Genomic DNA, 9,264 nt, shown 5'->3' with positions numbered 1-9,264 from the left:
GATGAGGGTCGAGGTGGCGCCCGAGCGGGCACCCCTCATCGTTTCAGCGCCGCGGCGGGGTGTCAACGGCACGCGCCGCGAGTTGGCCGCCGCGATCAGGCGTGAATCGTGGTCACCGGCAGGGTCGAGTCGGCGCTCACGTCGAGCGACGAGGGTGCGTGCCCGGCGTCGATCAGCTGGGCCGCGAGCGCGGCGATCATGGCGCCGTTGTCGGTGCAGAGCGACAGGGGCGGGATGCGCAGCGCGACTCCCGCCGCGTCGCAGCGCTCGGCGGCCAGTGCTCGCACCCGCGCGTTGGCGGCGACTCCCCCGCCGAGCAGCAGTCGCGGCACCCCGAGGTCGCGGCACGCAGCGACCGCTTTGGCCGTGAGCACGTCGGCGACGGCCTCACGAAAGCTCGCCGCCACATCGGGCACCGACACCGCAGCGCCGTCATCACGCAGCCGTTCGACGTGGCGGGCCACTGCGGTCTTGAGCCCCGAGAACGAGAAGTCGTAGCGGTGCCGCTCGAGATCTTTCGGCAGCGTGAGCCCGCGCGGAAACCTCACGGCGGCGGGGTCGCCCTCTGCCGCGACTCGATCGATGTGCGGGCCCCCGGGGTAGGGAAGCCCGAGCAGCCGAGCGACCTTGTCGAAGGCCTCCCCCGCGGCGTCGTCGATGGTCTCGCCGAGCAGCTCGACATCGTTCGTGAGAGTGCGCACGTGCAGCAACGAGGTGTGACCCCCCGAGACCAGCAGTGCGATCGTGGGCAGCTCGATCGCGCCATCACCGTCGGCCCTCAGCACGTCGGCGCCGACATGGCCGACGAGGTGGTTGACCGCGTAGAAGGGCTTGTCGAGGGCGACGGCGAGCGCCTTCGCGGCGCCGAGGCCCACCATGAGCGCGCCCGACAGGCCTGGGCCGCTCGTGACGGCGATGGCATCGAGGTCGGCGAGCGTCACGCCTGCCTCGGCGAGCGCCTGCTGCAGGGCGGGTTCGAGCGCCTCGAGGTGCGCTCGCGCGGCCACTTCAGGCACGACGCCCCCGAAGCGAGCATGCTCGTCCATCGATGATGAGATGACGTTGGCGAGCAGTTCTGTGCCGCGCACGATGCCGATGCCGGTCTCGTCGCAACTGGTCTCGATGCCGAGCACCAGCGCGCTCATGCCATCACCTCGCACCGCATGACGACGGCATCGACGTCGTCTGGCTGGTAGTAGCGCGGCCGCACCGCGATCGCCGCGAACCCGTGCAGCTCATAGAGGCGCTGCGCTGCAGGGTTGTCGGCGCGCACTTCGAGCAGCACCTCATGCGCGCCCCTCTGCCGTGCGGCGTCGAGCAGCCGGCGCAGCAGCACGGTGCCGATGCCGAGCCGCCGGTGCGTGGTGTCGACGGCGATGGTCTGCACGTCGGCCTGAGTCGACGACGCCGGAGCGCTGAGGCCCGCATAGCCCACGAGCTCACCGTCGGAGAGCGCGGCCAGGTAGAGCGTGTGGGGTGAGGCGACCTCGGCCGCCATCATGTCTCGGCTCCAGGCGTCTGACGGAAAGGTCGCTGCCTCAAGACGCATGATGGCGTCGAGGTCGGTGAGGCCGGCCTCGCGAATCACCACGCCCGTCATCAGCTCACCCGCTTCGGTGTCGAGAGGGTCACGTCGGGCGCCCGCAGGTAGAGCGGCCGAGGGTCGACCTCCGGCAGAGTCGCTGCGAGGCGCGCGAGCGCCACGCGACCCAGCGAGGCTGCAGAGATCTCGCTCACCTCGTGTGCCACCACGCCCTGCTCTGGCACCCAGTCGATGCGGGCGACGAGGTGAGCGGGCACGATCGTGTGCGGCAGGGGCAGTGCCGCGCCGTACACGGTGACGGCCACCTCGCGACGACGCGCATCCGTCACCACGGCGAATCGCCCCGCGACAGCGCCGCCCTGCACGAGAGCGAGGGCCACCGCGTCGTGACTGGCCACGGCGTGCAGCGGGATGCCCCGCCCGAACGCGAAGGCACGCGCAGCCGCGATGCCGACGCGCAGGCCCGTGTACGGGCCCGGCCCGATGCCCGCCACCACTCCGGTCAGAGCGGTCGGGCTCGCAGCGGCCACCACCTCGTGCAGGTAGGGGCCGATGACCTCGGCGTGACGACGCGTGTCGGGGGTCGAGCGCTCGGCGACCACGCGACCATCGTCATCGACGAGAGCCACCGAGGTGCCCGCCGAAGTGTCAATCGCCAGCAGCATGCAGCCAGCCTAGGTCGCTCCACCTCGCGCCCACGCCCTCGATCGTCACGGTGCGCGGCTCGATGGGCTCGAGATCGGCGTCGCTCGCCACCGCGTGCGCGGCCGCGCCCGTCGGGCGCTCGATGGTCACAGCGAGCCACTCGTCGACCAGGTGCTCGATGAGTCCGGCTCCCCACTCGATGACGACGATCGACTCGTCGAAGGCCAGGTCGAGGTCGTCGAGCTCGTCTGCGCCGCCGAGACGGTAGGCGTCGACGTGCACGAGCGAGGGCGCATCGGTGCGGGGATGCGTGCGGGCGAGCACGAAGGTCGGGCTCGTCACGGTTCCGCGCACCCCGAGGGCCGCACCGAGGCCGCGAGTGAGCGTCGTCTTGCCCGCGCCGAGCTCGCCGCTCAGCAGCACGACGTCGCCGGCGCGCACTTCGGCCGCGATGCGCGCACCGAGCGCCGCCATCGCGTCGGGGTCGTCGATCCGCAGCGTCACGGTCGAGTCGTTCATGGCACCTCGTTCATTGCACCGTGCGATGCACTCGCCTGCCGAGACGAGTGACGAGCTCATAAGAGATGGTGCCCGCCGCGTCGGCCCAGTCGTCGACCGAGGGGTCGCCCTGCGCTGGGTCGCCCCACAGCACGGCGCGGTCGCCGACGGCAACCTGGGCGTCACCGGCGTCGACGACGAACTGATCCATGGCGACGCGACCGATCACCGGCACGACCGCGTCACCGATGCGCACCGACGCGCCCTGGGTCGCGCGGGGCACGCCGTCGGCATAACCGAGCGGCACGAGGGCGAGAGTGGTCGGGGCCGTGGTGCGATGCAGGTAGCCGTACGAGACGCCGCTGCCGGCCGGCACGCGCTTCACGCCCACGACGTCGGCACTGAGCCGCATGGCCGGGCGCAGCGGCAGCGTGCCTCTGAGGTGCGGTTCAGCAGCGATGCCGTAGAGCGCGATGCCGAAGCGCACCATGTCGTAGTGCGCTGCGGGGTGGTCGAGCGCCGCGGCCGACGCGGCGATGTGGCGAATGCCGGGGTCGAGGTCGACGCTGCGCAGGGCATCCAGAAAGCGCTCGAACGACGTGATCTGCGCTCGATCGTCGTCTGGCGCGGTGTTCGAGAGGTGGCTGAAGACCCCCTCGAGCCGCACCGAGCCCGCGCGCACCGCCAGCGCGAGCCGCTCGGCGAGCCGCCCCCAGTCGGCCTCGGCGACACCGTTGCGGCTGAGGCCCGTATCGACCTTGATGTGCACGGCCACCCGGTGGCTGCTCGAGGCCGCCAGCTGCAACTGGTCGAGAGAGCTGATGCCGAGTGCGATGCCCGCCTCGGCAACGGCATCGCAGTCGAGAGCGCTGCCGTGCAGCCACGCGAGCACGGGCGCATCGATGCCCGCCGCCCGCAGCTCGAAGGCCTCATCGAGGTCGGCGACCCCGAGGTGATCGGCGCCGCCCTCGAGGGCAGCCCGTGCGGCAGCCACCGCACCGTGACCGTAGCCGTCTGCCTTGACGACCGCCATGGCGTGCCGCGTCGCGATACGGGCCCGCAGCAGTTCGGTGTTGCCGGTGATCGCCGCAGTAGAGATGCGCGCCTCACGCAGTGGCCCGTTCATGACTCGGCCACCACGAAGGCGATCGCGACGCCGGCGTCGTGCGAGAGCGAGACGTGCAGCGAGCCGATGCCGCGCTCGGCGACGATCTCGGCGACCCGCCCGCTGACGACGAGGTCGGGGTTGCCGTCGGGCCCCGAGACGACGCGCATGTCGAGCCAGCGCGCGCCCGATGTCTCGCCGAGGGCCTTCAAGAGCGCCTCCTTGGCTGCGAAACGGCTCGCCAGCGATCGCAGCGGCAGGCCCTGCTCGTCGTCGGTGAACAGTCTGTCGACCAGTCGAGGGGTGCGATCGAGCGCCCGTTCGAAGCGTGCGAGGTCGACGACATCGACCCCGACTCCGACGATCGCCACAGCGCGGCCCGCCCTACGCAGCCGTGGTCACTCGACCGTGACCGACTTGGCGAGGTTGCGCGGCTGGTCGACGTCGAGGCCCTTGGCGGCAGCGAGCTCCATGCCGAAGATGTGCAGCGGCACGACGGCGAGCAGTGGCTCGAAGAACGGCGAGGCGAGCGGAATGCGAATGACCTCGTCAGCGTGTGGCAGCACGGCCACATCGCCTTCTTCGGCGATCGCGATGACGCGCGCGCCGCGGGCCCTGATCTCTTGGATGTTCGAGACCACTTTGGCGTGCAGCGAGCTCGGGTCTCGCGGGCTCGGAACGATCACGAACACCACTTGCCCCGGTTCGATGAGGGCGATCGGCCCGTGCTTGAGCTCTCCCGCGGCGAAACCCTCGGCATGGATGTAGGCGAGCTCTTTGAGCTTGAGCGCGCCCTCGAGCGCGACCGGGTAGCCGACGTGCCGCCCGAGAAAGAGCACCGAGCGGGTGTCGGCCATCCAATGGGCCAGCTCTTTGATGCGTTCACCGGTGGCCAGCACGGCCGACAACTTCTCGGGCACCGACTGCAGCTCGGCGACGAGGCCACGTGCACGCTCGACACTCAGGGTGCTGCGCACCTGGCCCAGTTGCAGGCCCAGCAGGTAGATCGCGGTGATCTGCGCGACGAAGGCCTTTGTCGAGGCCACGGCGACCTCGGGGCCTGCGTGGGTGTACACCACGGCGTCGGACTCGCGCGGAATGGTGGCGCCCTGGGTGTTGCAGATCGAGAGCGTGCGCGCTCCCTGCTCGCGCGCGTACTTCACGGCCATCAGGGTGTCCATGGTCTCGCCCGACTGGCTGATCGAGACGACGAGCGTGTTCGGCGACAGCACGGGCTCGCGGTAGCGGAACTCGTGGGCAAGTTCAACGTCGACCGGAATGCGGGCCCACTGCTCGATGGCGTACTTGCCGACGAGCCCTGCGTAGGCGGCGGTGCCGCACGCGATGATGAGCACGCGGTCGATGCTCGACAGCACCTCAGCGCCCAAGGCGGTGACCTCGGGCAGATCGACGAGCCCCTCGTGCACACGACCGATGATGGTCTTAGCCACCGCTTCAGGCTCTTCGCTGATCTCTTTCGCCATGAAGCTCGACCAGCCGCCCTTCTCGGCAGCAGAGGCATCCCAGTTGACCTCGAACGTGCTGGGCGTTACCGGGTTTCCCTCGAAGTCGACAACCTCGACGCTGTCGGGGCGGATCGTCACGAGCTGGTCTTGGCCGATCTCCATCGCCCGGTGGGTGTACTCGACGAAGGCGGCGACATCACTGCCGAGAAAGTTCTCGCCGTCGCCGAGGCCGATCACGAGAGGCGAGTTGCGGCGAGCGCCGACGACCACGTTCGGCTGGTCGGCGTGCACCGCCAAGAGCGTGAACGCGCCTTCGAGTCTGCTCACCACCGCGAGCATGGCCGCCGTGAGGTCGTGCGTCTCGGTGAACGCCTCGCCGAGCAGCAACGCTGCGACCTCGCTGTCGGTCTGCGAATGAAACTCGTGGCCACGCTCGAGCAGTTCGCTCTTGAGCTCAGAGAAGTTCTCGATGATGCCGTTGTGAATGAGGGCGAGGCGCCCGTTGTCGCCGAGGTGCGGGTGCGCGTTCTCGTCGGTCGGCCCACCGTGGGTCGCCCAGCGGGTGTGACCGATGCCGGTGCTGCCATCAGCGATGGGAGTCGCCGAGAGATCGTCGGTCAGAATTCCGAGCTTTCCGGCGTGCTTGCGCGTGCCGAGGTGCCCTTCACCGTCGATGACGGCGACGCCTGCCGAGTCGTAGCCGCGATACTCCAGTCGCTTCAACCCGCCCAGCAGCACCTCGACGCTGCCCCGGGTTCCGACATACCCCACGATTCCGCACATAGCCGCCCATTCTAGGGCTCGTCACTCTGCACAGACCGCCAGGGCCGGGCGGGGCCTGCGCAGGGGTACTGTGGGCGTGATGGCCGAGTCGAGTGCACCGCGCGATGCGATGGCGCGCGACACGAGTCCGTTCGATGAAATCGATCGGCGGCGGTGGGCGGCGCTCGCACCCGAGACACCCCAACCGCTCAGCGAGACCGAGCTCGTGCAACTGCGCGGTCTCGGCGACGCGCTCGACATGCGCGAAGTGGCAGAGGTCTATGTGCCCCTTAGCCGACTGCTGAGCCTCTACGCCGTCGGAGCCCGCTCGCTGCACGCTGCCACACGCAGCTTTCTCGGCGAGACCGGCTCGCACACTCCGTTCGTGATCGGCGTCGCCGGGTCGGTGGCCGTCGGCAAGTCGACGATCGCGCGGCTCTTGCGCGAGTTGTTGTCGAGGTGGGAAGACACCCCTCGCGTCGAGCGCGTCACGACAGATGGTTTCTTGCTGCCGACTGCTGAACTCGCCCGCCGGGGTATTTTGCATCGCAAAGGTTTTCCGGAATCGTACGATCGTCGATCACTGCTGCGATTCGTCGCGCGGGTGAAATCTGGTGTCGACGAAGTGCGCGCACCTGTCTACAGCCACCTCACCTACGATCGGGTTCCCGGCGCTGAGATCATCGTTCGCCGCCCCGACATTCTCATCGTCGAAGGGCTCAACGTGTTGCAGCCGCCAGGGCCAGGTGCCTCGCTCGCGGTGAGCGACCTGTTCGACTTCACGATCTATGTCGACGCCCGCACGAGCGATATCGCGCAGTGGTACGAAGAGCGGTTTCTCGCGCTGCAGCGCGGTGCCTTCGCCGACCCGCGCAGCTACTTTCATCGCTACGCAGCCCTCACCGTCGACGAGGCTCGCTCGAAGGCTCGCGAGATCTGGCGCGAGATCAACGAGCCGAACCTCGTCGAGAACATTCTGCCGACCCGTGCGAGAGCGTCGCTCGTGCTGCGCAAGGCGCGCGATCACACCGTCGAGACAGTGCTGCTGAGGAAGGTCTGATGAGCAGGGAGTACACGCACGGGCACCACGAGAGCGTGCTCGCGACACATCGGTGGCGCACGATCGCGAACTCGGCGCACTACCTCGAACCGCACCTCGCCGCAGGTCGCACCCTGCTCGATGTCGGCAGCGGGCCCGGCACCATCACGGTCGAATTCGCCGAACGACTCGCTCCAGCCTCGGTCGTCGGCGTCGACGCAGCCCCCGCTGCCGTCGCGGCCGCCACCGCCTTCGCTGCCGAGGCGTCACCCAACACTGACGTCAGGTTTCTCGAAGCCGACGCCTTCGCACTGCCCTTCGACGATGGCTCATTCGACATCGTGCACACGCACCAGACCCTGCAGCACGTCACCGACCCAGTGGCAATGCTGCGCGAGATGGCGCGCGTCACCGCCGCCGACGGAGTGCTCGCCGCACGCGAAGTCGATTACGCGGCCACGACATGGTTTCCGAAGCTCGACGGGCTTGCACTGTGGCTCGACCTCTATCGCCGCGTGCACCGGGCGACGAGCGGCGAGCCAGACGCCGCCCGCCACCTGCGGGCCTGGGCGTTCGAAGCGAACCTCGTCGAACCGCGCTTCAGCGCCAGCGTGTGGCTCTTCACCGAACCAGCCGATCGCGAGTGGTGGGGCGGCGCGTGGGCCCGGCGGGCCCTCGAGTCTGACTTCGCCCGGCACGCTCTCGACGGCGGCCACGCGAGCCGAGACGAATTGCAGACCATCAGCGACGCGTGGGCGCAGTGGGCAGAGCATGACCACGGCTGGCTCACCATGACGCACGGAGAACTACTCGCGAGCCCAGGCCCGCGCTAACTCTCGAACGCTAGGTGGCGAGCTGTTCGCGCACGACTGTGGCGAGGCGCTCGGCGACGGCCTGAGCAGTGTGGTGGTCGGCGGCCTCGACCATGACGCGCACCATCGGCTCGGTGCCGCTCGCCCGCAGAAGCACGCGCCCGCTCTCGCCGAGGGCGCTCTCTTCGTCGGCGACCGCAGCGGCGACCACCTCGTGGCCCTCGAGCGCGCTGCGGTCGACACCGCGCACGTTGATGAGCACTTGCGGAAACACCGTCATGACCGCCGCCAAGTCAGCGATCGACCGCCCCGTGCGTGCCATCTCGGCCGCGAGCTGCAGGCCAGTGAGAATGCCGTCGCCCGTCGTCGCGTGCTCGCTGAAGATGATGTGGCCCGACTGCTCGCCACCGAGGCTCAGACCGTGCTCGGCAAGCGCTTCAAGCACATAGCGGTCACCCACCTTGGTCTCGATCATGTGCACGCCGTGCTGTTGCATGGCTCTCTTGAGCCCGAGATTGCTCATGACCGTGGCGACGAGGGTGTCATCGATCAACGCACCCTTCGCCTTCAACGACAAGGCAAGAATCGCCATGATCTGATCGCCGTCGATGACCGCGCCCTGAGCATCCACCGCCAAGCAGCGATCTGCATCACCGTCGTGAGCGATACCGAGATCGGCGCCCAGTTCGACGACCGCCGCCTGCAGCGGCTCGAGGTGGGTCGACCCGACCCCGTCATTGATGTTGAGCCCGTCGGGGTCGCTGCCGATTACGGTCACGCGCGCCCCGGCGTCGGCGAAGACTCGGGGCGAGATGCCCGCAGCCGCACCGTGTGCGCAGTCGATGACGACGTGCAGGCCTGCGAGCGAGACGTCGAGCGTCGCCAGCAAGTGCAGCACATAGCGGTCTTCGGCGTCGGCGAATCGTCGAATACGGCCAACCCCGGCACCCGTGGGGGCCAGCTTGTCGCCCGAGAGCGCCTGCTCGATGCGGTCTTCGACGGCATCGGGAAGCTTGGTACCGCCGAACGAAAAAAACTTGATGCCGTTGTCGGGCGCCGGGTTATGCGAGGCCGAGATCATGACGCCGAAGTCGGCCCCGATATCGCTCACCAAGAAGGCGGCGGCCGGGGTCGGAATCACTCCGGCATCAAGCACATCGATGCCCGAACTCGCGAGCCCCGCCGACACAGCAGCGGTCAAGAATTGCCCAGAGACCCGCGGGTCGCGAGCGACCACGGCCGTCGGCCTCTTGCCGGCAGCACGCAGCTCTTCGGCGTGCCGACCAGAGGTAAGCACGAGCGCGGCTGCCTGCGAAAGCCCGAGGGCGAGGTCAGCGGTGAGGTCACCGTTGGCCAGCCCTCGAACTCCGTCGGTGCCGAAAAGTCGACCCATG

The 9,264-nt window shown here is 69.0% G+C and carries 10 protein-coding genes; 2 read left to right on the top strand and 8 right to left on the bottom strand.

Annotation, left to right across the window (positions count from 1 at the left end; all coding sequences use genetic code 11):
* Positions 1-95 precede the first annotated feature (95 nt).
* The 7 genes from tsaD to glmS are packed head-to-tail and all read right to left on the bottom strand — an operon-like array spanning position 96 to position 6,040.
* Positions 96-1,145 carry a tRNA (adenosine(37)-N6)-threonylcarbamoyltransferase complex transferase subunit TsaD gene (tsaD, locus tag KIT89_RS11660; protein WP_297601836.1) on the bottom strand — a complete coding sequence of 350 codons (1,050 nt, stop codon included), beginning with the start codon at positions 1,143-1,145 and terminating at the stop codon, positions 96-98.
* Positions 1,142-1,600, bottom strand: a complete 459-nt coding sequence (gene rimI, locus KIT89_RS11655) for a ribosomal protein S18-alanine N-acetyltransferase (protein WP_297601833.1) — start codon at positions 1,598-1,600, stop codon at positions 1,142-1,144. The genes tsaD and rimI overlap by 4 nt, the downstream gene beginning before the upstream one ends.
* Positions 1,600-2,208: a tRNA (adenosine(37)-N6)-threonylcarbamoyltransferase complex dimerization subunit type 1 TsaB gene (gene tsaB / locus KIT89_RS11650; protein ID WP_297601830.1), complete on the bottom strand. Its 609-nt coding sequence runs from the start codon at positions 2,206-2,208 to the stop codon at positions 1,600-1,602. Before tsaB ends, rimI begins: the two co-directional genes overlap by 1 nt.
* Positions 2,192-2,707: a tRNA (adenosine(37)-N6)-threonylcarbamoyltransferase complex ATPase subunit type 1 TsaE gene (gene tsaE / locus KIT89_RS11645; protein ID WP_297601827.1), complete on the bottom strand. Its 516-nt coding sequence runs from the start codon at positions 2,705-2,707 to the stop codon at positions 2,192-2,194. The genes tsaB and tsaE overlap by 17 nt, the downstream gene beginning before the upstream one ends.
* A gap of 10 nt (positions 2,708-2,717) precedes the next feature.
* The gene (alr, locus tag KIT89_RS11640) at positions 2,718-3,812 is read right to left on the bottom strand and encodes an alanine racemase (protein WP_297601824.1); all 1,095 of its coding nucleotides are present in this window, start codon (positions 3,810-3,812) and stop codon (positions 2,718-2,720) included.
* Positions 3,809-4,162 carry a holo-ACP synthase gene (locus KIT89_RS11635; protein ID WP_297601822.1) on the bottom strand — a complete coding sequence of 118 codons (354 nt, stop codon included), beginning with the start codon at positions 4,160-4,162 and terminating at the stop codon, positions 3,809-3,811. The genes alr and KIT89_RS11635 overlap by 4 nt, the downstream gene beginning before the upstream one ends.
* A 27-nt stretch (positions 4,163-4,189) precedes the next feature.
* Complete coding sequence (gene glmS / locus KIT89_RS11630) at positions 4,190-6,040, bottom strand: glutamine--fructose-6-phosphate transaminase (isomerizing) (RefSeq protein ID WP_297601819.1); 1,851 nt, start codon at positions 6,038-6,040, stop codon at positions 4,190-4,192.
* Positions 6,041-6,119: 79 nt separating this feature from the next.
* On the opposite strand from glmS, the gene coaA reads away from it, so the two are divergent.
* Entirely contained in the window at positions 6,120-7,079 is a 960-nt protein-coding gene (coaA, locus tag KIT89_RS11625; protein WP_297601816.1) for a type I pantothenate kinase, read from the top strand.
* Positions 7,079-7,891: a methyltransferase domain-containing protein gene (locus KIT89_RS11620; protein ID WP_297601813.1), complete on the top strand. Its 813-nt coding sequence runs from the start codon at positions 7,079-7,081 to the stop codon at positions 7,889-7,891. Before coaA ends, KIT89_RS11620 begins: the two co-directional genes overlap by 1 nt.
* Before the next feature lie 10 nt (positions 7,892-7,901).
* On the opposite strand, the gene glmM is transcribed toward KIT89_RS11620, so the two are convergent.
* The gene (glmM, locus tag KIT89_RS11615) at positions 7,902-9,263 is read right to left on the bottom strand and encodes a phosphoglucosamine mutase (protein WP_297601810.1); all 1,362 of its coding nucleotides are present in this window, start codon (positions 9,261-9,263) and stop codon (positions 7,902-7,904) included.
* Position 9,264: the final 1 nt, after the last annotated feature.

Source organism: Microcella sp. (assembly GCF_025808395.1).
Lineage (GTDB): Bacteria > Actinomycetota > Actinomycetes > Actinomycetales > Microbacteriaceae > Microcella.
Note: the sequence above shows the minus strand (reverse complement) of the source record. Positions and strands in the feature narration are given on the sequence as shown.